Source organism: Streptomyces sp. NPDC050619, from assembly GCF_040654815.1.
GTDB lineage: Bacteria > Actinomycetota > Actinomycetes > Streptomycetales > Streptomycetaceae > Streptomyces.
This window is the reverse complement of record NZ_JBFAIR010000003.1, coordinates 167,845-192,279: the sequence shown is the minus strand read 5'-3', so window position 1 is coordinate 192,279 and position 24,435 is coordinate 167,845. Positions and strand designations below refer to the sequence as shown.

20 protein-coding genes and 1 pseudogene are annotated in these 24,435 nt (G+C 73.1%); 12 read left to right on the top strand and 9 right to left on the bottom strand.

Features of this window, described 5'->3' with window-relative positions:
• Positions 1–11: 11 nt before the first annotated feature.
• Positions 12–2,153: a bifunctional serine/threonine-protein kinase/ABC transporter substrate-binding protein gene (locus AB0I77_RS06935; RefSeq protein ID WP_363281331.1), complete on the bottom strand. Its 2,142-nt coding sequence runs from the start codon at positions 2,151–2,153 to the stop codon at positions 12–14.
• Positions 2,153–2,968, bottom strand: a complete 816-nt coding sequence (locus tag AB0I77_RS06930) for a hypothetical protein (RefSeq protein WP_363281330.1) — start codon at positions 2,966–2,968, stop codon at positions 2,153–2,155. The genes AB0I77_RS06935 and AB0I77_RS06930 overlap by 1 nt, the downstream gene beginning before the upstream one ends.
• Positions 2,969–3,392: 424 nt before the next feature.
• Between AB0I77_RS06930 and AB0I77_RS06925 the strand changes: the two genes are divergently transcribed.
• Together AB0I77_RS06925 and AB0I77_RS06920 are read left to right on the top strand one after the other, a co-directional pair.
• On the top strand, positions 3,393–5,471 hold the full coding sequence (locus tag AB0I77_RS06925; RefSeq protein WP_363281329.1) for a SpoIIE family protein phosphatase: 2,079 nt from the start codon (positions 3,393–3,395) through the stop codon (positions 5,469–5,471).
• 138 nt (positions 5,472–5,609) lie between these two features.
• The gene (locus tag AB0I77_RS06920; RefSeq protein WP_363281328.1) at positions 5,610–6,344 is read left to right on the top strand and encodes a hypothetical protein; all 735 of its coding nucleotides are present in this window, start codon (positions 5,610–5,612) and stop codon (positions 6,342–6,344) included.
• 38 nt (positions 6,345–6,382) lie between these two features.
• On the opposite strand, the gene AB0I77_RS06915 is transcribed toward AB0I77_RS06920, so the two are convergent.
• Together AB0I77_RS06915 and AB0I77_RS06910 are read right to left on the bottom strand one after the other, a co-directional pair.
• Positions 6,383–7,630, bottom strand: a complete 1,248-nt coding sequence (locus AB0I77_RS06915; protein WP_363281327.1) for an MFS transporter — start codon at positions 7,628–7,630, stop codon at positions 6,383–6,385.
• A 256-nt stretch (positions 7,631–7,886) separates the two neighbouring features.
• The gene (locus AB0I77_RS06910; protein ID WP_363281326.1) at positions 7,887–8,801 is read right to left on the bottom strand and encodes a LysR family transcriptional regulator; all 915 of its coding nucleotides are present in this window, start codon (positions 8,799–8,801) and stop codon (positions 7,887–7,889) included.
• Positions 8,802–8,885: 84 nt separating this feature from the next.
• On the opposite strand from AB0I77_RS06910, the gene AB0I77_RS06905 reads away from it, so the two are divergent.
• Both AB0I77_RS06905 and AB0I77_RS06900 read left to right on the top strand, forming a co-directional pair.
• Positions 8,886–9,647 (top strand): sulfite exporter TauE/SafE family protein, encoded by a 762-nt coding sequence (locus AB0I77_RS06905; RefSeq protein WP_363281325.1) that lies wholly within the window; start codon positions 8,886–8,888, stop codon positions 9,645–9,647.
• A gap of 53 nt (positions 9,648–9,700) precedes the next feature.
• Positions 9,701–10,222 carry a hypothetical protein gene (locus AB0I77_RS06900; protein ID WP_363281324.1) on the top strand — a complete coding sequence of 174 codons (522 nt, stop codon included), beginning with the start codon at positions 9,701–9,703 and terminating at the stop codon, positions 10,220–10,222.
• 18 nt (positions 10,223–10,240) lie between these two features.
• On the opposite strand, the gene AB0I77_RS06895 is transcribed toward AB0I77_RS06900, so the two are convergent.
• The gene (locus tag AB0I77_RS06895) at positions 10,241–11,074 is read right to left on the bottom strand and encodes a putative protein N(5)-glutamine methyltransferase (RefSeq protein WP_363281323.1); all 834 of its coding nucleotides are present in this window, start codon (positions 11,072–11,074) and stop codon (positions 10,241–10,243) included.
• A 303-nt stretch (positions 11,075–11,377) separates the two neighbouring features.
• Here AB0I77_RS06895 and AB0I77_RS06890 point away from each other — a divergent pair, with 303 nt between their 5' ends.
• Positions 11,378–11,788 (top strand): MarR family winged helix-turn-helix transcriptional regulator, encoded by a 411-nt coding sequence (locus tag AB0I77_RS06890; RefSeq protein WP_363281592.1) that lies wholly within the window; start codon positions 11,378–11,380, stop codon positions 11,786–11,788.
• 32 nt (positions 11,789–11,820) lie between these two features.
• On the opposite strand, the gene AB0I77_RS06885 is transcribed toward AB0I77_RS06890, so the two are convergent.
• Entirely contained in the window at positions 11,821–12,582 is a 762-nt protein-coding gene (locus AB0I77_RS06885; RefSeq protein WP_363281322.1) for a GNAT family N-acetyltransferase, read from the bottom strand.
• Positions 12,583–12,864: 282 nt separating this feature from the next.
• On the opposite strand from AB0I77_RS06885, the gene AB0I77_RS06880 reads away from it, so the two are divergent.
• The 3 genes from AB0I77_RS06880 (at position 12,865) to AB0I77_RS06870 (ending at position 15,034) form a co-directional block, all read left to right on the top strand.
• Positions 12,865–13,470 carry a sulfite oxidase-like oxidoreductase gene (locus AB0I77_RS06880; RefSeq protein WP_363281321.1) on the top strand — a complete coding sequence of 202 codons (606 nt, stop codon included), beginning with the start codon at positions 12,865–12,867 and terminating at the stop codon, positions 13,468–13,470.
• Between the two features lies 1 nt (position 13,471).
• Positions 13,472–14,257, top strand: coding sequence for a ferredoxin reductase (locus AB0I77_RS06875; RefSeq protein WP_363281320.1), 786 nt, complete (start codon positions 13,472–13,474; stop codon positions 14,255–14,257).
• A 192-nt stretch (positions 14,258–14,449) separates the two neighbouring features.
• Positions 14,450–15,034: a hypothetical protein gene (locus AB0I77_RS06870; RefSeq protein ID WP_363281319.1), complete on the top strand. Its 585-nt coding sequence runs from the start codon at positions 14,450–14,452 to the stop codon at positions 15,032–15,034.
• A gap of 20 nt (positions 15,035–15,054) precedes the next feature.
• Here AB0I77_RS06870 and AB0I77_RS06865 read toward each other — a convergent pair whose 3' ends face one another.
• Positions 15,055–16,434 carry an 8-oxoguanine deaminase gene (locus AB0I77_RS06865; RefSeq protein ID WP_363281318.1) on the bottom strand — a complete coding sequence of 460 codons (1,380 nt, stop codon included), beginning with the start codon at positions 16,432–16,434 and terminating at the stop codon, positions 15,055–15,057.
• A 103-nt stretch (positions 16,435–16,537) separates the two neighbouring features.
• Between AB0I77_RS06865 and AB0I77_RS06860 the strand changes: the two genes are divergently transcribed.
• The 3 genes and pseudogenes from AB0I77_RS06860 to AB0I77_RS06850 all read left to right on the top strand — a co-directional run bounded on the left by AB0I77_RS06860 (position 16,538) and on the right by AB0I77_RS06850 (position 19,383).
• On the top strand, positions 16,538–17,506 hold the full coding sequence (locus AB0I77_RS06860; protein ID WP_363281317.1) for an acetylxylan esterase: 969 nt from the start codon (positions 16,538–16,540) through the stop codon (positions 17,504–17,506).
• 243 nt (positions 17,507–17,749) lie between these two features.
• Positions 17,750–18,388, top strand: a pseudogene (locus AB0I77_RS06855) (serine hydrolase domain-containing protein); the annotation flags it as partial.
• 173 nt (positions 18,389–18,561) lie between these two features.
• Positions 18,562–19,383, top strand: coding sequence for an alpha/beta hydrolase (locus tag AB0I77_RS06850; RefSeq protein WP_363281316.1), 822 nt, complete (start codon positions 18,562–18,564; stop codon positions 19,381–19,383).
• Between the two features lie 54 nt (positions 19,384–19,437).
• Here AB0I77_RS06850 and AB0I77_RS06845 read toward each other — a convergent pair whose 3' ends face one another.
• Positions 19,438–20,163, bottom strand: a complete 726-nt coding sequence (locus tag AB0I77_RS06845) for a class I SAM-dependent methyltransferase (RefSeq protein WP_363281315.1) — start codon at positions 20,161–20,163, stop codon at positions 19,438–19,440.
• Between the two features lie 21 nt (positions 20,164–20,184).
• Complete coding sequence (locus AB0I77_RS06840) at positions 20,185–23,229, bottom strand: SpoIIE family protein phosphatase (RefSeq protein ID WP_363281314.1); 3,045 nt, start codon at positions 23,227–23,229, stop codon at positions 20,185–20,187.
• Positions 23,230–23,413: 184 nt separating this feature from the next.
• Here AB0I77_RS06840 and AB0I77_RS06835 point away from each other — a divergent pair, with 184 nt between their 5' ends.
• Complete coding sequence (locus tag AB0I77_RS06835) at positions 23,414–24,241, top strand: class I SAM-dependent methyltransferase (RefSeq protein WP_363281313.1); 828 nt, start codon at positions 23,414–23,416, stop codon at positions 24,239–24,241.
• Positions 24,242–24,435: the final 194 nt, after the last annotated feature.

Genomic DNA, 24,435 nt, shown 5'->3' with positions numbered 1-24,435 from the left:
GCGCCTCCGCCTCAGCCGCCCATGGGCACGAGGTCGACGTACCGGAAACGGCCGCCGGTGACCCGCAGTCGGTACAGGTGGCTCAGGCGCAGTGTCCGGTCCTTCTCGAACGCGTAGGTGGTGGTCAGTCCCTTGAAGTCGGCCTTGAGGAGGGCTGCCGCGAGTTGGGCCCGGCTGGGGCGCCGGCCGTTCCTCGTCCTGAGGGCGGTGATCCGGTCGATGATCAGGCGGGTGACGTCGTACGCCTCCGGGGCCCAGATGCCCGGTGTGCCGCCGTACCGCTCGCGGTAGTCGGTGACGAAGGTGCGTACGGCCGGGGCGTCGGAGGTGACGTAGGGGGCGAGCACTTCCCAGCCCTCGGCCGCCTGCCCGGCCGCGGTGACGAAGGCGTCCGTGGCCGCGGGATGGTCGAGGAACCGCGGCCCGTCGAAGCCCCGCTCGGCCAGAGCGCGGGCGACCAGTGCGGCCCGCTCGGGGGTTCCGGTGTAGTAGAGGCTGTCGATGCCGCGGCCGAGCATGTCGGGCAGGACCACGGACGGATCGGGCGCGGCGGCCGGGACGAAACGGTCGTACAGCTCCAGCTTGGCCGTGGCCGCCACGTTGTAGGCCATCTCGGAGGTCTCCCAGCCGGTCAGCCGTCCCGCGCGGTCGACGAGCAGGCCCATCCGGCGGGAGCCCTGCGCGGCCAGCGTCAGGTCAGTCATGTAGCCGGCGGTCATGATGAGCGGGGCGGCGTGGAAGTACACCTTCGGGTCGAGGACCAGGGCGGAGTTCGTCGAGGAGACGGACACCTCCGACACGGTCAACAGGGGCAGGCCCGCGGTCTCGTAGGTCTCCACGGAGGCCTCGGCGGAGGTCCAGCCGGTGGGGCCGAGGACGGCGAGCACGTCGTCGTCGCCGGTCAGCCGCCGGGCCGCCGACCGCGCCCCGGCCGCGCCGCCCTGGTCGTCCACGACCTCCAGGGCGAGCGTGAAGGGCTTGTTCTCACGGGAGTTGAACTGCTCGACGGCCAGCCGTGCCGCCCGCTCCTGCGCCCGGCCCGCCGCCTTCTGAGGGCCGGTCAGGTCCGCTTGGACGCCGATCACCCACCGGCGGGCCGCGGGGGTGCGCCCGCCCGAACCGCCGTCGCGCAGCGCGGCCCACAGGGCGGTCCCGCCGCCGGCGGCGACCAGCGCGGTGCCGCCCGCCGCCAGGGCGAGGAACCGCCGCCGGTCCGGCGGCACCGCGTCCGAGGAGCCCGACACCTCGGTGGGTTCGACGGCGGGCAGTGCCAGCATCTCGGCGGACCGGTCGGCGATCGTCCGTACGACCGCGTCCGGCAGCCAGTCGACGGAGCCGTCCGGCACCTCCTGAGTGAGCGCGACCGCGACCTCGTCCGCCGTGGGCCGGGCGGCGGGGTCCTTGGCGAGGCAGCGCGCCAGCAGCGCCCGCAGGTCCTGGTCCGCGATGCCGTCGAGGTCGGGCTCGTCGTGCACGGTGCGGTACAGCAGGGCGTCGACCGCGCCGGTGCCGAAGGGCGGACGGCCGGTGCCCGCGTACGCCAGCACACAGCCCAGCGAGAACACATCGCTCGCCGCCTCGACCCGCCCCGCCCGCGCCTGCTCGGGTGAGAGGAAGCCCGGGGTGCCCACGACCACGCTGTCTGCGGTGAGCGCCGTCTCCTCGGCCGACGTGGAACGCGCGATGCCGAAGTCGATCAGCCGCGGACCGTCCAGGGCGAGCAGGACGTTGCCGGGCTTGACGTCCCGGTGCACCAGCCCCACACCGTGCACGGTCGCCAGGGCCCGCCCCAGCATCCCGCCGAGCACGCGCACCGCGGATCCGGGCAGCGGGCCGCGGGCGGCGACGGCCTCGGCCAGCGACGGCCCGGGCACGAACGCGGTCGCGAGCCAGGGGGCCCGTGCCTGAGTGTCGGCGCCGGTCACCCGCACCACCCACGGGCTGGCGACCTGCCGGGCCGCGGCCACCTCACGACGGAACCGGGTCCGGAACTCCGCCTCGTCGGCGTACTCGGGCTGGATCACCTTCACGGCGGCCAGCTCCCCGGCGTCCGTACGCGCCAGGTACACCACGCCCATGCCGCCCGCGCCCAGCCGCCCCAGCAGCCGGTGTTCGCCCAGGCGCGACGGGTCCGACGGCAGCAGCCGCTCCATCACGCACCTCCCTCGCCGGCGGATGGTGTGGCCGTGCCGGAGGCCCGGCCGACCGGGCGCCCGATCTTGTCCTCGGCCCGGTTCAGCATCAAGGTGAGGGAGTCCGCCGGGTCCACCGCCTGCCCCTCATTGCCGGCTTGCTCGCCGCAGCTGGACACACTCACGACGACTGGGCCGAACGTGGCCTGGGTCCAGTGGTAGGGGCGCGAGCCGCTCCCGGTACCCCTGCGGCACTCGCCCCCCTCGCGGAGCACGTCGTCGGCGTAGAAGTTGCTGTTCTCGCCCCAGCCGAAGGCGGAGGACGCGAGCCCCGTCAGCCGCTCGTCGGCGCTCAGCGTCTGCTGCGGACAGCCCATCGCCTCTTCGAGCATTCCGGCCTGCTCCCAGGCGGCGTCGAGAGTCGTCCGGTGCACGGTGACGGTGGCCGACAGCCGCGTCGCCTCCTGGCCCTTCTGCCCCTTCTTCGCCGGCACCTCGAAGTACCGGGTGAGCGTGGCGAGTACGTCCCGCGGCAGCCGCTCGCGCTGCCAGGCGCAGTCCGCGCCCAGCACCGCCCAGCTGCCGGGGTCGCTCTCGTACGGCGTCGCGCGCACCGCACCGGCGCCGACCAGTTCCGGGTCGGCGATCACCGCGCGGACGAGCGCCGTCGCCGCCGACGCCGTTCTCGGGACCCTGGCCGGGTCGGCCTCCTTGGTGGGCGCGGCGGGCGGCACAGCCTCCGCGCTCGCCGAGGGAGAACCACTGGCGCCCTTCGCGGACCCGGGCGGCCGGCTCCCGCCCCCGCCGTCGCCCGCCTGCGTGCATGCGGTCAGCATCAGTCCACACGCCGCGAGGACCGCACCGCGACGCAGAGATGTCTGCGCGGGGCGGCGCACCCCGGATCCACCACGCCGTACGTCCATCTCTCCCCCGTCGATCACATGCTGGGCCGAAGTGAATCTTGGACCTCATGTAAGCACTGCCGCATGCCGGTTGGGGCGGCTGTGACGAGGTTGAGACAGCCGTCATACCTGGCGAGGGCGGGATGACCGGCCGCTCAACTCCGCGTGAGGCGATACGTCTTGCTGTCCGACGCCCCGGTCACGCGCACGCCGCGGCTTCGCCGGACGGCCGCGCCGTGTTGAGGGATGGTGGAATAAGCCGCCGAGGGCGTCGCAGAGACGGTTGGGCGCGGTAGAACAAGGGGAGTCGGCATGGGGGAACGGCGTGCCGCGAGCAACGGCGAAGGCGGTGCGTGCCATGACAGCAGCCGGGATTCCCGTGCCGGAGGGCGATGAGCCGGTGCGCGGGTCGGTGCGGCCGAGCGGGCTGCTCGATGTGCTCGGCGTGGCCTCGGTGGTCCTGGACACCGAGGGACGCATCGTGCTGTGGAGCCCGCAGGCCGAGGAGCTGTTCGGCTACCCGGCACGGGAGGCGCTGGGGCAGCACGCGGCCCGGATCATGGTCCACGAGCAGCATGTCGACCTGGTCGTCAAGCTGTTCGCCGACGTCATGCACACCGGCGAGGGCTGGGCCGGGGCCTTTCCGGTCCGGCGCAAGGACGGCAGCACCCGGCTCGTGGAGTTCCGCAACATGCGGCTGCTCGACGGCCGGGGCGACGTCTACGCCCTGGGGCTCGCCGCCGACCGGACGACCGTACGACAGCTGGAGCGGGACGTGGCGCTGTCGACGCGGATGGTCGCGCAGTCCCCGATCGGTCTCGCCGTCCTGGACACGGACCTGCGGTACGTCTCCGTCAATCCGGCGCTGGAGCGGCTCAACGGCCTCCCGGCCGAGGAGCACCTGGGACGTACGATCCGCGAGGTCCTGCCGCATCTCGACGCCGACACCTTCGAGTCGGCGGCGCGCGAGGTGCTGCGGACGGGCCGGCCGCTCGTCGATCAGCGCACCGTCGGCCGTACTCCGGCCGATCCGGACGAGGAGCACGCCTGGTCGGTCTCGCTGTACCGGCTGGAGGACGCGCTCGGCACCGTGCTGGGCGTGGCCGGCTCGGTGGCGGACGTCACCGAGGAGCACCGGGCGGCCGTCGAGACCGAGTCGGCGCGGCGGCGCCTTGCCGTCATCGCCGACGCCTCCACCCGGATCGGCACCACGCTGGACCTGGAGCGGACCGCAGGGGAGCTGGCCGAGGTGGCCGTGCCCGACCTCGCCGACATCGCGGCCGTGGATCTGCTGGAAGCGGTGGTGCAGGGCAGGCCCAGCACGCTCGGTCCCGCCGAACCGGCCGTGATCCGCGCCCTGGCCGTCGAGGCCGACCGCGCCCCGGACGCGCTGCGCGCGGCCGACCCGCCCGGGCAGGTGGTCCGGTACGCAGCCGACCGCCTCGTCACCGAGTGCGTGCGCACGGGCGAGCCGGTCCTGGTGGCACGGGTCGAGCCCGCGGACCTGCCGCGCGTCGCGCGTTCGGCTCAGGCGGCGGAACTGCTGGCCCGCGCGGGCGTGCACTCGTATCTGGCCGTGCCGCTGATCGCGCGCGGTGAGGTGCTCGGCGCCCTCGATCTCAAGCGCACCCGCAACCCGCTGCCGTTCGGCGAGGACGACCTGCTGCTGGCGCGTGAGTTGGCGTCGCGCGCGGCCGTGCAGATCGACAACGCCCGCTGGTATCAGAACGCCCGCGACACCGCCCTCACCCTGCAGCGCAGCCTGCTGCCCAGCCACCCGACCGTGACCGGCGGGCTGGAGGTCGCCTCGCGCTACCAGCCCGCGGGATCCACCGCCGAGGTCGGCGGCGACTGGTTCGACGTGATCCCGTTGGAGGACGGCAAGACCGCGCTGGTCGTGGGCGACGTGATGGGCAGCGGCATCAACGCCGCCGCGACCATGGGCCGGCTGCGTACCGCCACCACCACGCTGGCCTCCCTGGACCTCGACCCGGCCCGGCTCCTGGAGCACCTCGACAGGATCACCGAGGGCCTGGACGAGGCCATCGCCACCTGTGTGTACGCCATCCACGACCCCCGGCTGCGGCAGTGCCGGATCGCCAACGCAGGGCACCTGCCGCCGGCCCGGGTGCGCGCCGGCCGTCCCCCGGAACTGCTCGAACTGCCCACCGGCGCACCGCTGGGCGTGGGCGGCGTCGCCTTCTCCACCACCACCGTCGACCTGGAACCCGGCGACCGGCTCGTGCTCTACACCGACGGCCTCGTCGAGACGCGGCAGCACCCGCTCGACGAACGCCTCAGCGCCCTGCTGGCCCTGCTCGAAGGGCCCGACCGCCCGCTGGAGGAGGTGTGCGACCTCCTGCTGCGGACCCTGCACCAGCCGGACACCTCCGACGACGTGGCGCTGCTCATCGCCCGCGTGCAGACGCCCGATTAGCCGCGAGCGGCGGCGGGGACGGGTGCCGCGGCCCGAATTCACAGGAACTGGTTATCCGTTTCTTATCGGTCGCAACGGACAATCACAGCAAGGCATGGCAGTCGGGATGCCAAGTGCCGTGGCCGATGGGAGAGAACCGTGACGCACGATCCGGACCAGGAACACACCGCCGGCGCGGACTGGGAGGTGGTCACCGGTCCCGGCGGAGCGGAACGGGAGTCGGGACAGGGCGCGGCCCTGCGCGGGTTGTGGCGGCGGCAGTCTTTCCGGGCCCGCGCGGTCACCGCGGCGGCCACGGTCGCCGTCCTGGCGCTCGGCGGCTCGGTCGCCTACGCGGCCACCTCGGGGAACTCCGGAAACTCGGCCGGCTCGGGCGCTGAGGCCGTGCCCGCGGCCGCCGGATCCGCGTCGCCGTCACCGGGCGACCGCGGTGACCGCCACGGCCGTGGCCCGCGGTTCGGGCTCGGCGTCGGCGGGGTGCACGGCGAGGCGACCGTGCGGGACCACGACACCGGTGACTGGGTCGTCCGGGTCTGGCAGCGGGGCACCGTCGAGAAGGCGGACGGCGACCAGGTCACGGTCAAGAGCGAGGACGGAGCTTCCTGGACGTGGACCGTTGGCTCGGACACGAAGGTCTTCGGCGACGGCACGGACGGCACGTCGGGCTCCGGCGCCCTCAAGAAGGGTGAAAAGGCCTACCTGGTGGGCACCCGCTCCGACGACGGCACCAGGACCGCCACGCATGTCCTGTCGGGCACCTGGGAGAAGGAGAAGAAGCACCACGGCGACGGGCGTCACAAGTTCCCCGGCCACGGGCCCCGGGACTGGCGCGACCCCAGCCCCAGCCCCTCGGGCAGCGGCACGACGACCTGACGCAGGCCTCCGTCGCACAAGGCTGCCGCCGGCCTCCGTCACACAGGGCTGCCGACCGCGTCCCGCTCATCCTTGGGGGACCGGTCGGGTCTCGGCAGCAGCAGCGGGGTCGCCAGCATCAGCAGACCGGCGATCGCGATCGCGGTGCGGGTTCCGGCGAGACCGGCCAGCAGACCCCACAGGGCGGTGAGGGCCGCGATGGTGAGTTTGCTGGTGACCGACCACGCCGACAGAGTGCGCACGACCCGGTCCTTCGCGGTGTGGTCGAGCCGGTAGGTGGAGAGCACCGGGTTGAACACGCCGAAGCACGTGATCATCCCCAGTTCTACGGCCATGACCAGCACGAGACCGGGCGTACCGGGCTGGATGAAGGCCAGCCCGATCAACCAGCAGGCGCGCAGTGCCCCGGCCGTGAGCATGACCCGGCGGTGTCCGTGCCGCGCGACGAGCCGGGGGGCCAGCCGTGAGCCGATCAGGCCGCCCACGCAGGGCACCGCGAAGGCGAGGCTGTACTGCCAGGGCGCGAATCCCAGGTGGCCGAGCATGAGGACGGCGAGCAGTGGCGAGGTCGCCATGGTCAGACCGTTGACCGCGATCGTGTTGAGGAACAGAGGCCGCAGCGCCGGGCCGGCCAGGATGTGCCGCCACCCTTCGAGCAGGTCGCCCGCCCGGAAGCGGGCAGGCGGCTCGGAGCGCGCGGGTGGGGACTCCTTGCCGCCGATCGCGCGGATCCCCAGGGCCGAGAGCAGGTAGCTGACGGCGTCGAGGACCAGGGTCGTCACCGGGCCGAACAGCCCGATCGCGGCCCCGCCGATGGGCGGTCCGAGGATGGTGGCGGTCCAGGTCGTGGCCTCGAACCTGCCGTTCGCGACGAGCCGGTCCTCGCGCGGCACGAGTGCCCTGAGGAAGGCGCCGGACGCCGCCATGAAGGTGATGTCGGCCGCCGCGGCGACGACCGCCACGAGCAGGAGGTGGGCGAACGTGAGCCGGCCGAGCGCGAACGCGGCGGGCACGCTCAGCACGGCCGCGAACCGGATCAGGTCCATCGCGACCATCACCGGCCGCTTGCGGCGGAACTCCACCCACGGGCCGAGCGGAACCGCCACCACCGCCCCCACCGCCAGCCCGGTGGCCGCCAGCGCGGACACCGCGGTCGGCCCGGCGTGCAGCACGAGCACCGCGATCAGGGAAAAGGCGTCGAACGCGAGGCGCGTGCCGAACGTACTGACGGCGTAGGCCGCCCACAGCCATCCGAATGGCCTCCCCAGCGACCGCCTCGCCCCCATCGCCGGCACACCCCTCGCTGTCGCCCTGAACAACCTCACGTCGGCCAGCGACATCAAAGCGGGGAACAGGTCAGCAGATCAAACAACCAGCGGGCCGGGTCGCCACAACCGTGGGTTGTGTCTCTACGCTGACGGCCGTGGATCTCGATGCCGTACCCACCTTCGTCGCCCGCGCTCCGAGCCCACCTCGGCGCCGTCCGGCGTGACGCCGGGACGTGGACGCCGAAGTGGGCCCGGTAGGTCCTGGGCCCTGTCGTCACATTCCCGTCTGCCCCGTGGCGGCAGGCTCGGGCAGTGCCGCCTGTCGCAGGTGTTCGGCCAGCGCCGCGGCGGGCGCGGGCCGGTCGTTGACGCCCCAGGCCAGCAGGAGGTGACGGCGGGCCCAGGGATCTCGCAGTTCGCACACGTCGAGCGGCCGGCCCGGGTCGAGGGCGCGGCGCGGTACGACGGCGAGCCCGACGCCGGCGGCGGCGAGGGCGATGAGGACGTTGAGGTCGGCGACGGTGGTGCGATACCGCGCCGCCGGGGCGTGCGGACCGAGGTGCTCCTCGATCCAGCGGCGCAGCGCGGAGTCGGCGTCGAGCCCGACGAGCGGGTGCTCGGCCACCTCGCTGTAGGACACCGCGCTCCGGCCGACGAGAATCCCGCCGGACTGGCCGATGACGACCAGGAAGTCGTCGCCTAGGGCCTCCAGGTCGAGGCCGCGGTCGCGGGCCTCGTCGTCGACCACGACTCCCAGGTCCGCCTCGCCGTCGGCGAGCATGCGCACAGTGTGCGGGGTGCGGCTTTCCCGGACCGTGACGTCGACGTCCGGGTGGGCTTGGAGGAACGAGACCAGGGCCCGCGGCACGAGTCGGTGCATCGCCGAACTGCCGCTCAGCAGGGTCAGCCGGGTGGTTGGTGATTTGGTGTAGCTCGCGACGGCGCTGTCGAGCCGGGCCGTCCGGTCGACGACCTCGCGGGCGTGCCGGGCCAGGGTCGTCCCCGCCGGAGTGGGCCGTACCCCCCGGCGGCCGCGCACCAGCAGGTCCACGCCGGCGTGGTGCTCCAGCGCGCGCACCCGCGCGCTGGCCGACGGCAGGCTCAGGTGCATCCTGCGTGCGCCCGCCGTGATCGACCCCTCCGCCACGATGGCGAGGAAGAGCCGCAGATCGTCCAGGTCATAGCGCACGTGCCCGAGCCTATGGCACAGCCTTAGGCTGGGTGTGCGGATCGCGCATTGTGAACCGGCCGCACAGGGGGCGATGCTCGGCAGGTGTCCGAGACCCTGCTCGTCCTGCTGGCCGGTGTCGCCGCCGGCGCGCTCAACGCCGTCGGCGGAGGCGGCACCTTCGTGGCGCTGCCCGCGCTGGTCGCCGTCGGCCTGTCCCCGGTGACCGCGAACGCCTCGTCGACGATCGCCCTCGTCCCCGGCGCGGTGGCCGGCGCCTGGGTCTACCGACGCGAGCTCACCCCGGTCGGGGGCACCTCCATGACGGCGCTGACCACAGCCAGTGTGATCGGGGGCGGCCTCGGTGCGGGTCTGCTGCTGGCACTGCCGTCGGAGGTCTTCGACGCCGCGGTGCCGTGGCTGCTGGCGTTCGCCACGGTGCTGCTCGCCTTCGGGCGCCGCCTCTCCGGCGCGCTGAGCGCGACGCTGGGCCGCCCGGTCGCGATGGGTTCAGGGGCCGTGGTGACCGGCCAGTTCCTCCTCGCTCTGTACGGCGGATACTTCGGCGGTGCCGTAGGCATCATGATGCTCGCCCTGTGGAGCATCGGCCTCGGTGTCGACGCCGCGGCCGGCAATCCGATGCGGATCACCCAGCTCGCGGCCGTCTATCTCAGCGCGACCGCGCTGTTCCTCATCGCCTCGGACGCGCGGAGCGCTCCACTGGTGCTCACGAGCATGCTGGCCGGCGCGGTGGCCGGCGGCTTCGGCGGCGCCCATCTCGCCCGCCGTCTCCCCGCCCGGCTGCTGCGGAGCATCGTCCTGAGCACCGCCGTCACGATGACCGTCCTCTATTTCGTGCGCAGTTGACGCCGGGGAGGCTCAGTGATCTTCCAAGGACCGCCGGGACGGAGGCCGATGACATGACCGAAGGTGACGCGGGAGCCACCGCGCCGTACACGGAGGCGACGCGAGCGCGCGTGGTGATGGCCTACGAGGCGTGCGAACTGGCCGACCTCGCGCGCGCCGCCGTCCCGATCGGCGAGCACGAGCTGTGTTCCGACGGCACGGTCCGCTCTCCCGGTGCCGTACTGGCGGACGCCGTCCAGGTGCTCAGGGCCGCGCACCGCTTCCTCGAAGCCGCCGCCGTGTCCGAGCGCCTGGGCGGCGCAGGCTGGGCCCGCGTCGGCGAGGTGCTGGGCGTGCCCCCGCAGACCGCGCGGGCGTGCTTCGCGGCGGCCGAGGCCCGCTTCCGCGAGGAACTGCGCTCCCCCGAGGGTGCCGCGGCCCGCTGCTGGCGGGCCTGTATGGCCGGACACCCCCTGGAAGCGGCACGCGACCTCGACGACTGGGTCCTGCGCCACGCGGACGGCGACCGCGACCTCGGCCCGGCGCCGGTGTCCGGCGGCCTGGTCCGGAGGGACCAGGCCGCCGTGCGCCGCTAGAACTGGGCTAGGCCGGGCCTAGGCCTTGGTTCCGATCACGACGTTGGCGTACAGCCGCTCGGACACGGCCAGGCGGGTCGACAGGCCGCCGCGGGTGAACGCGGCGACGGCTTCCGGGGCTTGGCGTTCGCTCGTCTCGATCAGCAGGCTGCCGCCGGGCGCGAGCCACCGAGGCGCCTCGGCCACGACCCGGCGCAGGATGTCCAGGCCGTCCGCGCCTCCGTCGAGAGCGACCAGCGGCTCGTGTTCACGCGCCTCCGCGGGCAGGAAATCGACCTCGCCGGTGGGGACGTACGGCACATTGGCCGCGAGGAGGTCGACCCGGCCGCGCAGGTCACCGGGCAGCGCCTCGAACAGGTCGCCCGCGTGGGCGTGACCGCCGGCGGCGGCGATGTTGCGGCGGGCGCAGCGCACCGCGGCCGGGTCGATGTCGGCGGCATGCAGCTCGACGGGGCCGAGCGCGTCGGCCAGGGCGGCGCCGACAGCACCCGAGCCGCAGCACAGGTCCACGACGACGGAGGCCCGGGGGGCTTGGGCGAGGGCCTGTTCGACCAGGAATTCGGTACGGCGACGGGGCACGAAGACGCCGGGTTCCACGGCGACGCGCAGCCCGCGGAACCCGGCCCAGCCGAGGACGAGTTCGAGAGGCTGCCCGGCGACCCGGCGGTCCACCAGGGCGGCCAGCTCCTCCGAGGTGCGGGCGGCGGCCAGGATCAGCTGCGCCTCGTCCTCGGCGAAGACACAGCCGGCGGCGCGGAGCGCGGCGACGACGGAGCCATGGGACGAGGGCGACGACTGCGGTGAGGAAGGCGAGGAAGAGGGAGAGGGAGAGGGAGAAGACAGTGGGGGCATGGAAGCCGAAGGCCTTTCGGGAGCCGAAGGGCGCTCCCGCGGTCACCTACTGGCGGTGATCCGCGCCGATTCGAGGAGAGAGCACCCGAGCTGACACAGCGGTAATGGGTCTCACCTCCACGGCTCGCACGGCTGGGACCACCCGCAGCCGGACGGCCACCCTATCCCAACGATCAGTCGCCCGACGGCCCTCAGACTTCAAGTTGTATTATGCAACCAGCAATCCGATGGGGTGAAGGAGATCCCGTGACAGCAGCCGAAGCAACCGCCGCCGACATCGCCGTGGAGACCATCCAGCGCGAGATGACCGCCTTCGCCCGCCGGGCGCGTGCCTCGGCCGGACGCATGCACCCCGAGCTGTCGCTGGTCTCGTACACACTGCTCGGGCACCTGGAGGAGAGCGGCGGCTGCCGCGCCACCGACCTGGCCGCGCACTACGCCCTGGACAAGTCCACGGTCAGCCGCCAGGTGGCCGCGCTGGAGCGCGCCGGCCTCATCGAGCGGCGCCTCGACCCGGAGGACCACCGCGTCCAGGTCCTGGATCTGTCCGCGGCCGGCCGGCGCATCCTCGCCCAGGTCACCGCGAGCCGCCGCTCGGTCTTCCGGGAACGGCTCGCGGACTGGCCGGCGGAGGATCTGGAGCGGTTCGCCAGGTATCTCGCGCGCTACAACTCGTGGTCGGCGGCGGCCGGTTCCGGTTCCGGGGAGGACTGAGAGCTCCCCGACCGACGGCTCCGCTACGACGTTTACGACGTCGGCACAGCCGCACGGGTCTCCGGCAGCGGCTCCGGCACCCGCGCGGCACCGAACGCCGTCGTGCGGCGCAGGCGGAAGCCCAGCGACTCGTAGAGCCGGATGGCGCCGGCGTTGCCGGCGCCCGTGTGCAGGAACGGGGTCTCGCCGCGTTCCCTGATGCCGTGGGCGACGGCGAGGATCAGCCGGGTCGCGAGCCCCTCGCCACGGGCGGCCGGGTCGGTGCAGACCGCGCTGATCTCGGTCCAGCCCGGCGGACGCAGCCGCTCCCCCGCCATGGCGACGAGGGCGCCGTTCCGGCGAATGCCGAGGTAGGTGCCGAGTTCGATGGTGCGGGGCAGGAAGGGTCCGGGCTGGGTCCGCCGCACCAGGTCGAGCATGTCGGGCACGTCGGCGGGGCCGAGTCGGACGGCCTCCGGGTCCGGGGCGGCGGCCAGCCCGTCGTCCACGAACTGCACGCCCTCTATTCGGAACGTGACCTCCCAGTCGTCGGGGACCCGCCCCCGGAACCCGAGCAGCGGGACCTCGGTGCCGGGGCCCGCGAGCGCCGCGACGTCGGCCCAGTCGTCGGCGTCGGGCTCGTCGGGCAGGGCCAGCCACGGCGTGACGTCGACGGGATAGCGCAGCACCCGGCCACGCCGCTCGGCGAAGTGGGCGTGCGGGCCGGTCAGCGCGGCACGAGCGGGGTTGTCGAGGATGTGCGGGGCGGCGGGAGTCGGCGATGCGGCGGCGGTCGGCGATGCGCTGGTGGTCATCGGGCGACCTCGATCACGACCTTGCCGCAGGCCTCGCCGTCCGACCCGCCGTACCGCGTGAAGACGCACACCTTGGACACTGCTCCCACTCTCCCTCGCTGTCGCCGGGGCCACCGGATGCGGCATCAGTCGGCAAGGAAGATCCGCGGTCCGCTATTCCCGGGACCCGGGAGACTTCATACGGCCTTCATGATCCCGGAGCGGCCCGGGAGCCGGGCACGCCTGCCCTGCACGTACGGTTGGCTGCGTAAGCAACCGTCGCCGCCGTCACGCAGGACCCATATGAATGTCACCCGAGGCTTCACCGGACGCGCCCGCGTCCACCACCCCGGTCTGCCGCCCGGCCAGTACGACGCGGGCGACGACTGGCCCGTCCTGTCCGCGGAGGTCACGCCCGAACTGGCGCCCGCCGACTGGACGTTCCGCGTCGACGGCCTGGTCGAGCGGCCGCGCACCTGGAACTGGGACGAGGCGCACGCGCTGCCGGCGTCCGCCTACGAGGGCGACATCCACTGCGTGACGAGCTGGTCGAAGTTCGGGGTGCGGTTCGGAGGCGTGTCGCTGGACGCGTTCCTGGATGTGGTGCGACCCCATGTGTCCGCCACACATGCCGTCGCCTATGCGCACACCGGCTACACCACGAACCTCCCGCTCGCCGACCTCACCGGCGGACGGGCCTGGATCGCCTGGGAGTACGACGGGAAGCCGCTCGCCGCCGAGCACGGCGGGCCGGCGCGGCTGCTGGTGCCGCACCTGTACTTCTGGAAGAGCGCCAAGTGGATCGCGGGCATCCGGCTGCTCGACCACGACGAGCCGGGCTTCTGGGAGCAGAACGGCTACCACGCGCGCGGCAACCCCTGGGAGGAGCAGCGGTACTCCGGTGACTGAGATGACTGACACGTCCACTCCACCCGCCCCCACTCCCCCCGCCTCCACTCCGCCGACCCGGTTCGCCGTGCCCGGGCGCATCGCCGTGAGCCGTCAGGCCGCCGCGCGGTGGCAGACCGCCACGCTCACCGAGATCCGCCGCGAGACCCCGCACGCCGCGACCTTCCGGTTCGCGGTGCCCGGCTGGGCGGGGCACCTGCCCGGTCAGCACCTGATGCTGCGGCTGACCGCCGAGGACGGCTATGTGGCCCAGCGCCACTACTCGATCGCGTCCGCCCCCGACGACTCGGGGCACATCGAGCTGACCCTCGACCACGTCGAGGGCGGTGAGGTCTCGGGCTGGTTCCACACGGTCGCCCAGCCGGGGGACGAGGTCGCGGTACGCGGCCCGCTGAGCGGCTTCTTCGCCTGGCCCGGCGACCGGCCCGCGCTGCTGATCGGCGCCGGCTCCGGGGTCGTACCGCTGATGTCGATGGTGCGTCACCACCGGGCGCGAGGCCTGTCCGTGCCGCTGCGGCTGCTGGTGTCGGCGCGCGGTCCCGAGGAGCTCATCTACGCGCGGGAGTTGGGCGCGGAGACGACGCCGGTGTTCACGCGCAGCGCGCCGGAGGGTGTGCCCGTGGGACGTATGGCGGCGGCACATGTGGCGCCGCACCTGGCCGAGCAGCCGCCGGGTGGGTGGGAGGCCTATGTGTGCGGCTCCAACGCCTTCGCCGAGCATGCCTCGCGGCTGCTCGTCGAGGCGGGCCAGCCCGTGGACCGTATCCGGATCGAACGCTTCGGCTGACGGACGGGACCGCGGAACTCTTCCGCACCCGCCTGGCCGGTCCCCGGGTCTGGGCAGGGCCCCGGCGTTTCGGCACGTCCCGGCTGGGCACCCCTGCCCGGCGGTCCCGTGCGGGGGCCGTTGGTGAATTGCCGGTGGAGGGGTACTAGATCCGTGTGGGCACTCGCAGGTGTGCGCGGTGCGGAGGTCGACATGCGAACCCGGGTGCGCGGCTGGCGCTGGCGGCGCAATCCGCTCAGGCGCCGGTCGGACGTCATCGAGGCGTGGACGGTCCTGGCCGTCGCGGTGCTGCTGTTCGTCGGGGCACCCGTGGTCGGGGCGATCGCGGCCTGGTGGGCGCACGACGAGGCACATGCGATCGCGACGACGCAGCGCGCCGATCGCGAGCGCGTCCGCGCCGAGGTCGTCAGCAAAACCCCCGGCACGCGGACGACGGTGCTGAGCGGCCGGGACCACACCTATCGGGCGACCGTGCGCTGGACGGAGCCCGGTAGCGGTCAGCGGACGGCCACGGCGCCCGTCCCGGCGGGAACGCGCCAGGGAGATCTGGTCGACGTGTGGTTCGACAGCCGCGGCCGGAGCGTGCCCCCGCCGCCGGACGAGACCGCGGTCTGGCAGCACACCCTCACCATGGGCGTGTGCGCGGCGGGCGCCGCGGTCGCCGTGGTGCTCCTCGGCCGCTCCGTCGTCCGGGGCGCGGCCACCCGCCGCCGGATGGCCGAGTGGGAGCGGGACTGGGCCCTGACCGAGCCGCAGTGGACGCGCCGCCGCGCCTGACCGGCCGGCCGAAGTACCGCTTACGCCCCTTGCTGCATCCGCCGCGCGATCCCCCCGTGCGTCCGCAGCGCGTCCGCCAGCCCTGGGAGAACCGGCTCACCCCGGTCGACCAGCACCTTCCCCGCGACCACCGTCGTCCACGCGCGAGCGGGCCCGCAGCGCAGCCACGCCTCCAGCGGGTCGCTCACCGCACCGGCGAGGGCGACCGCGTGCAGGTCCCAGACGACCAGGTCGGCGCACGCCCCGGGCCGCAGGTGCCCCAGCTCGTCCGCGCGGCCCAGGCAGCGGGCCGACCCGCGGGTCGCGAGGTCGAGGGCGTCCCGCGCGGTCATCGCGCCGGGCCCGCCCCGGTAGCGCCCGAGCAGCAGCGCCCCGCGGGTCTCCATCCAGAGCGAGGCGTGGTCGGTGGAGGCGGAGCCGTCGCAGCCGATGCCGACGGGCAGTCCGAGTTCGCGCATTTCGCGGACGCGTGCCGTGCCGCCGCCGATGAGCATGTTGGAGCTGGGGCAGTGCGCCACGCCGACGCCCGCGGCCGCGAGGCGGCGCAGCTCGGCGTCGTTCGGGTAGATGCAGTGGGCGACCCAGGTGCGGTCGCTCATCCAGCCGGTCTCCTCGAAGTACTCGACAGGCCGGCAGCCGTAGGTCTCCAGGCAGTAGCTGTCCTCGTCGCGGTCCTCGGCGAGGTGGGTGTGCAGCCGTACGTCGAGCCGCTCGGCGAGTTCGGCGGTCGCCGTCATCAGTTCCTTGGTCACCGAGAACGGCGAGCAGGGCGCGAGCGCGACCCGCACCAGCGCACCCGGTTCGGGGTCGTGGTGGGCCTTGACGACCCGCTCGCTGTCCGCGAGGACCTCCTCGTCGGTCTGCGTGACGCTCCTCGGCGGCAGCCCGCCGTCCTCGACGGAGCGGGTCATCGAGCCGCGGGTGGCATGGAACCGGAAGCCGATGTCGCGGGCGGCCCGGATCTCGGCGTCGACCAGGCGCGGGCGGGGATGGACGTAGAGGTGGTCCGACGACGTCGTGCAGCCGCCCATCAGCAGCTCGGCCATCCCGACGTACGCCGAGACATAGGCGGCCTCCTCGTCGAGGGCGGCCCACAGCGGGTACAGGGTGGTCAGCCAGTCGAACAGCGAGCCGTTCACGGCGGGCGCGTACGAACGGGTGAGGTTCTGGTAGATGTGGTGATGCGTGTTGATCAGGCCCGGCGTGACGAGCCGTCCAGCCGCGGAGACGGTCGTCCGGGATACGGGCTCGGTCCCGGGGGGTCCGATGCCGGTGACCCGACCACCCGTGATGCCCACCCAGCCGCCCGGGATCTCCCGCTCCCCGTCCACGACGAGCAGCTCGGCATCCCTGACCAGCAGTTCCACTGCGTTGACCGGCGCATCCGCGGCAGACGTCATGGCGCCATGGTAGGCGCGTATGGGGGCAAAGACCTGGCGAGTCGTCCGACCACCCACGTACCGTGTGATCGCCCGCACCCAATCTCCACAAAGGCGGTTCTACATGGCCCTGTTCGACCTTCCGCTCGACGAGCTCCGCGCGTATCGCAGCGCGTCCGTCGAGCCCGAGGACTTCGACGCGTTCTGGACCAAGACCCTTCAGGAAGCCCGCGAGCACGACCTGAACGCCCGTTTCGAGCTTGTCGACACGGGCCTGACCACGGTGAAGGTGTACGACGTCACGTTCGCCGGGTTCGGCGGACACCCGGTGAAGGGCTGGTTCACGATTCCCGCCGAGATCTCCGCGCCGGTCCCGGTGGTCGTGGAGTTCATCGGGTACGGCGGCGGGCGCGGTCTGCCGCACGAGCATCTGCTGTGGGCGTCGACGGGCCGGGCGCACTTCGTGATGGACACCCGCGGCCAGGGCAGCGCGTCGGGTGGCGGTGGCGGCACCGCGGATCCGGTGGGCGGCGCGCCCGCGTTCCCCGGTTTCATGACCCGGGGCATCGACGCTCCCGAGGACTACTACTACCGCCGGGTGTTCACGGACGGGGTGCGCGCGGTGGAGGCGGCCCGCTCGCACCCGCTGACCGATGCCGCGCGCACGGTCGCCACCGGCGGCAGCCAGGGCGGCGGCATCTCGATCGCGGTGGGCGGCCTGGTCCCGGACCTGGCGGCCGTCGCTCCGGACGTGCCGTTCCTGTGCGACTTCCCGCGCGCGGCGAGGCTGACGGACCGTCACCCGTACCGGGAGATCGGCCTCTACCTCAAGACGCACCGCGGTCGCACCGAGGAGGCCCTGCGCACCCTCTCCTACTTCGACGGCGTGCACTTCGCGACCCGCGGCCGGGCTCCCGCCCTGTTCTCCGCGGCCCTGGAGGACCAGACCTGCCCGCCCTCGACCGTGTTCGGGGCCTTCAACGCCTGGGCGCACGACGAGAAGGCGATCGAGGTGTACGACTTCAACGACCACGAGGGCGGCGGCCCCTACCAGGAGGCGGCCAAGCTGGACTGGCTGCGGTCGTACGCCTGAGAGGCGGGTTCTCGCGGCGGAGGGCGGTGCGGCCGCCACGCTCGCCGGCTGCGTCTTCGTACGGTTCGACGCGGCCGGCCGGCTTCTTGGGGCCCGGGACGCGACAACAGCGGCCCGGGTTTCCGACGGACGACGGAGGGGGCGTTCGAGGAGAACTTCCGCGACCGCGGGGAGCTGGGTGCCGCGGTCACCGTCATGGTCGACGGCGAGCCCGTGGCTCGACCTCGACGCGCCGGTGGCCGTGAGGTCGTGCGGCGCGTCTCGGGGCTGCTGCCCGGCGCGTTCCTGGAGGGGGAGGTGACCGGGCCGCTCGGGATCGACTTCACCATCGGGCTGCCGGAGAAGGAGACCGGGCGGGCGGCCGAACTGGTGCCTCCGCGGCCTTGCCGGCCGACGAACAGGCGGCCCTCTTCAGCCAGTTGACGCCGACGGCGATCGCCGCTCTGACCAATCCCCCGGTGGGGGCCGCGGAGGCCGACTCGCCCGAGTGGCGGGCCGCCGAGATCCCCGCCGCGAACGGCCACGGCACCGCGCGAGCCGTCGCCGCGCTCTACGGCGTCTTCGCGGGCCGGGGTGTCCACGACGGCCACCGGGTGCTCTCCCCCGAGGCCGCCGAACGCGTGCGCGAGGGGCAGGGCAACTGTCGCGACCTGGTGCTCGGCGCCGGCCTCGCACACGACACCGAGGTCGGGCTCGGCCCGTGGCTCAGCGGGCCGAGCGGCTCCTACGGGCCCAACCCGAGGGTTTTCGGACACGACGGCTTCGGCGGCTCGTGCGGCCTGGCCGACCCGGAGGCGGAGGTGTCACTGGGCTACGTGATGATCCGCATGGGGCCGCATCGCCGACGACCCGTGGAAGATGGCGTTGGTCGGCGCCTTGTAGGGCGGTGCCGCCGTTCACGCTCACGACATCGCTGCCCGGCTGATCAGACCTCGCGCCGTTTCGCCCGCTTATGACCAGTTCCGGTACGGTTTCGCCAAAACGGTCGGCGAGGAGAAGGCAAAGCTGATCGCCAACGCCTCGTTCAAGAATCAGCACAGGAAGAGAGGTTCCTCGTGGGCACGTTCACGACTTCCGACGGCACCGACATCCACTACAAGGACTGGGGCAGCGGGCAGCCCGTGGTCTTCAGCCACGGCTGGCCGCTCAACGCGGACGCCTGGGACGGACAGGCCCGTCTCGTCGCCGATCACGGCTACCGGGCGATCGCGCACGACCGCCGCGGGCACGGCCGCTCCGGCCAGCCCTGGCAGGGCAACCACATGGACCAGTACGCCGACGACCTGGCCGAGCTGATCGAGTCCCTGGGTCTCAACGACGCGATCCTGGTGGGTCATTCGACCGGCGGCGGCGAGGTGGCCCGCTACATCGGACGACACGGAACCGCGCGGGTGGCCAAGGCCGTGCTGCTGGGCGCGGTGCCACCGCTGATGCTGCGGACGGCCGCCAACCCGGAGGGCACGCCGATCGAGGCGTTCGACGGGATCCGCGCGGGCGTGGAGGCGGATCGCTCGCAGTTCTACTGGGATCTGAGCGAGGCCTTCTACGGCTACAACCGGCCCGGCGCCACCGAGTCGCTGGGCATGCGCCGCGCGTTCTGGCTGTGGAGCATGCAGGCGGGGCTCAAGGGGGCGTACGACTGCGTCAAGGAATTCTCCGAGACCGACTTCACCGAAGATCTCCAGCGCATCGACGTGCCGACGCTCGTGGCGCACGGCGACGACGACCAGATCGTGCCGATCGCGGCCTCCGCGCAGAAGACGGCCCAGCTGGTCAAGGACGCCACGCTGAAGGTGTATCCGGGCGCCCCGCACGGTCTGGTGGGCGACTTCGAGCAGGCCTTCAACGCCGACCTGCTCGACTTCATCCGGAGCTGACGTTCATCCGGTTATCCAGAACTGACGTTCATCCGGAACTGACACCCGGCTCCGCTACGGCAGCCGACGGGCCACGACCATCCGGACCCGTGGGCTGCCGTCCCGCCGCCGTCCGAACTCGGGCAGGGCGTGCAGCTCCACCCGGAACCCGGCCCGCTCCAGCTCCCGCCGTACCTCTCCCATCCGGAAGGCCCGGTAGTACATGACGAACGGAGGCCGCCACACGGCGTTGCGCACCCGCATCACCGCGTCGAAGCCGAGCAGCATCCAGTAGGCGCGGGACGCGGGCCGCGGCGGGGCGACGACGGGGAAGGCGAAACACCCGCCCGGCCGCAGCACGGAACGCACCTGGCCGAACAGTCCCGGCAGTTCGCCCGGCAGGAAGTGCCCGAACGCCCCGAAGCTCACGACGAGGTCGAAGGCGGGGCCGAACGGCAGGGCACGGACGTCCGCGCGCACCCAGGAGACATGCGGCCCGGCGGGCGGGGTGTGCTGTGCGGCCACCGCGAGCATGCCGGCGCTGAAGTCGACCCCGGTGACGCCGCGTCGGCACACCCGCGCCAGTACATCGACCCCGGCGCCGGTACCGCAGCACAGGTCGAGCCCCACGTCGAAGGGCCCCATCCGCCGCAGCGCCGAGCCGACGGCCTCGAGCACCGAGTCCGGGGTACGGAAGGGGGTGTGGTCGAACTTCGGGGCGAGCAGGTCGTAGCCGTGCTCGACGGACGACAGAGCCTGGACGGCGAGTTCGCGAACGCTGGGGCCTTCGGGGCTGAACATCCGGGCCAGCTTAGCCACGCGTCATGAGCCCTGGCGCGGCAGCGGCTGCTCGGTCCAGATGACCTTGCCGTTCGGGGTGTAGCGGGTTCCCCAGCGTTCGGTGAGCTGGGCGACGAGGAAGAGGCCGCGACCGCCCTCGTCCTCGGTCCGGGCGCGGCGCAGCCGGGGCGAGGTGCTGCTGCGGTCGGAGACCTCGCAGATCAGCGCGCGGTCGCGGAGCAGCCGCAGCTGCACCGGGCCGGTGGCGTGGCGGATGGCGTTGGTGACCAGTTCGCTGGCGACGAGTTCGGTGGTGAAAGCCATGTCGCCCAGTCCCCAGGCGGCGAGTTGTTCGGTGACCGCCGCGCGGGATCGGGAGACGACCGCCGGGTCGCTGGGCAGGTCCCACTGGGCGACCCGTTCGGGCCCCAGCAGGTGCGTACGCGCGACGAGCAGGGCCACGTCGTCGCTCGGTCGGGCCGGCAGCAGGGCGTCGAGAACCGCCTCGCAGGTGTCTTCCGGTGTCCGGTCGGCCTGGGCCAGAACGGTCCGCAGCCGGTCGAGCCCCGAGTCGATGTCCCGGTGCCGGTCCTCGACCAGACCGTCGGTGTAGAGCACGAGCTGGCTGCCCACGGCCAGCTCCAGCTCGACGGTCTCGAAGGGCATCCCGCCGAGGCCGAGCGGCAGCGCCGCGGGCAGGTCGACGAACTCCACGGTTCCGTCGGGGGCGACGACCGCGGGAAGGGGGTGTCCGGCGCGGGTGAGGGTGCAGCGCCGGGACACCGGGTCGTAGACGGCGTACAGGCAGGTGGCGCCGACGATCCCGGAATCGGCCTGGGAGTTCTCCACCGCCCAGCCCTCGCCCCGGTCGAGCCGTCCGACCAGGTCGTCGAGGTGGGTGAGGAGCTCGTCGGGCGGCACGTCCAGGGAGCAGAAGTTGTGTACGGCGGTGCGCAGCCGGCCCATGGTGGCGGCGGCGTGCAGTCCGTGGCCGACGACATCGCCGACGACCAGCGCGACCCGGGCACCGGACAGCGGGATGACGTCGAACCAGTCGCCGCCGACGCCGGCCTGGGCGGGCAGGTACCGGTAGGCGACGTCGACAGCGCTCTGCTCGGGCCGGCCCCGGGGCAGCAGGCTACGCTGGAGGGCGAGGGCGGTGTTGTGCTCGCGGGTGTAGCGGCGGGCGTTGTCGATGCAGATCGCCGCGCGGCCGGCCAGCTCCTGGGCCAGGGACAGGTCGTCGTCCTCGAAGGGGGCGGGCTTCTGGGACCGGTAGAAGCTCACCACGCCCAGGGTCGCGCCGCGGGCCCGCAGCGGCACCGTGATCAGGGAGTGGATGCCGGCCGCGAGAACGCGTTCGAGCCGTGCCGGGTCCTGGGCGAGCCAGCCGCCGGCCTCGACGAGTACGGGTTCGAGTACGGACTGCCTGCTCTCCAGGCTGCGGGCCTGCGGCGTGGACGGCACGTACTGGACCGGGTCGCCGACGCTGTACAGGTAGGGCATCTCATGGACGGCGCCCAGCGCGACCCGGCGCAGCGGGGTGTCCGCGCCGAGCGGTCCCGGCTCGTCGCCGTGCAGCACCGAGTCGGGGAGGTCTACGGCGGTGAAGTCGGCGAAGCGGGGCACGGTCACGTCCGTCAGTTCCTCGGCCGTGCGGGTGACGTCCAGGGTGGTACCGATGCGGACGCTTGCGTCGTGCAGCAACTCGAGGCGCCTGCGGGCCAGCACGGCGAGCCGCCCGACACCCGGCTCACCTACGAGCAGGAGCCATCCGTCGGCGCCACCACCGTGTTCGTCCCCGTCGGCACCGGCCCCGGGCGACGTCCTCTGCCCGGCCTCGGGCGACGACGCTGAGGGCGCGGGGGCAAGGGCAGGGGCCGCGATGGTGGCACTGGCAGGCGGAATGGTCACGGTCGGTGCGGCCACCGGCGGCCGGGCGGTTGTGGTCGGCCGCGCCGACCCGCGTGTCGCGGTCGGCGCGGCCACCGATGACTCCCCGCCCGAGGCACCCGTCGCGGTCGGCGCGGCCACCGACATCTGCCCGGCCGTCACGCCCGTCAGGCCCGTCACGCCCGTCACGCCCGTCAAGGTCGGCGCGACCACCGGCCCGGGCGCAGTCGACAGGCCCGTCGCGGTCAGTCGGGTGTGGCGCAGGCGCGGGCCGCCCAGGATCCGGGCCTCGACGACCACTCCCGTCTCTCCCGCCTCACCCACGACCGTGCGGCGCAGCAGCGTGGCGAGCCGGCCGCCGGACAGGACCACCTCGTCGACGGTGCGCTGCGAGGAGGCCATGAGTTCCTCGGCCTTCTCCCGCAGCACCGCCAGGTCGATCCGGCCGAGGTCGCCGCCGTCGAGACCGTGTCCGTTGCCGCGCGCCGGAAGTCCGGGCTGCTCCGGCCAGCCGCCGGCGTGGTGGCCGGCTCGCCGGTACGCGGTGAGCAGGGACTGCTCGCGCTGCGTGGACTGCTCCAGCAACCGCGCCTCGATGCCGCGGGCGGCGTCGCGGACCAGCCGCAGCATGGTGGCGTCGCTGTCGCCGCGCAGACAGGTCAGATCGAGGACTGCCTCGATGCGCCCGCTGAACGGGTCGCGGACGGGTGCGCCCGCGCAGGCGAAGGGTTGCAGGCAGTCGGCGAAGTGTTCACGGCCGACGACATAGACGGGGCTGCGCTCGGCCAGCGCGGTGCCGACGCCATTGGTGCCCACGACCCGTTCGGAGGCGTCGAAGCCGGGGGCGAAATTCACCTCGTCGAGACGGTCACGCAGTCGCCGGTCACCGCCGAGGCGCTCGATCATGCGGCCGTTCGCGTCGCAGAGCGCGATCGTCATGCCCACCTGGGTGAGCGACGCGGCCAGGTCCTTCAGGACCGGGTCGGCCGCGCGCAGGAACCGGTCCTCCAGGGCCAGGTCCGGCGCGTAGGGGACCAGCAGCTGGTGCGGCTGGAGCCCCGCGGACCTGCATCGCTTCCAGGAGTCGAGCACCGAGTCCCGGACCGCGGAGTCGACCAGCGCACCCGCCAGAAATCGTTCGTGGGCATCGACGAGCCCGCCGATGTCGTCCCAGGCGACGGACAACTGGATCACTTCTCTCGCCTGGAGGCGCCCCGGGTCGCGCGCCGCCGTTCGACGCGCCTCCGGGTGGATTACTCCAAGCAACTTCACCGTAGTCCTTTTGTGACCCACATCACAACATCGATCAGCTCGGTCTCGGCGGCCGTGCTGATGTGCGCCGTCGACACTCCTCATCGCCGGCGGTTGGATGGGCACCATGACCACCGACGAGCACGCGCGGCTCATGCGGGCCAACCAGGCGAACTGGGACGCCCGGACCCCCGTCCATCTGGCCAGCCGGTTCTACGGGCTCGACCAGGATCTCGACCCCGAGCGCTGGTTCGCCCCCTTCGAGTGGGACGACCTCGGGGAACTGGCCGGGCGCGACGTGCTCCACCTGCAATGTCACCTCGGCACCGAGACACTCGCCTTCGCGCGGCGCGGGGCCGGGGCCGTCGGCCTCGACTTCTCCGAGGCGTCCGTTACGGCGGCGAGCGGCATCGCCGCCAGGGCGGGGCTCGACGTCGACTACGTACAGGCGAACGTGTACGACGCCGTCGAGGCCCTGGAGGGACGGCGGTTCGACGTCGTCTACACCGGCAAGGGCGCCCTGTGCTACCTGCCCGATCTGGAGCGGTGGGCCGGTGTGGTGGCCCGACTCCTGCGTCCCGGCGGCCGGTTGTACATCGTCGAGTTCCATCCGCTGCTCAACTCGCTGGGCCCGAAGCCCGCTCCGGGCGAAGGACCCGAACTCCTGCTGCGCCACGACTACTTGGGCGGCGACGGCGCCGTGCACCGGGACGCGACCCACACCTACACCGACGGCCCGGCCGTCGAGGGCGCCACCGACGCCTACGAGTGGGCGCACGGAATAGGAGAGGTCGTGGGCGCGTTGACCGGGGCAGGACTGAACGTCCGACGACTGCGGGAGAGCGACGAGCTTCCCTGGCAGCGCTGGCCGCAGATGGTCCGCACCTCTTCCGGCTGGTGGCGGCTGCCCGAGCCGCGAATCCCGCTCCTGTACGGCCTGCTGGCCACTCGCTGAGTCGCAACTCACAGACAGCACCGCTCACCGCGTGGTAGATTCCAGCTAGCACTTGTGTACGCCCTCTGTCCGGGCGCCGGTGCCAGTTCCTCTTCGATTCGCCGATCCGCCCGCCTCGCGATTCTCGCGGCCGGCTCTCATCGGCTCTTCCGCACCACCTCGCAACGGCACAGGTTTTCGCCGTACCCGAGGTG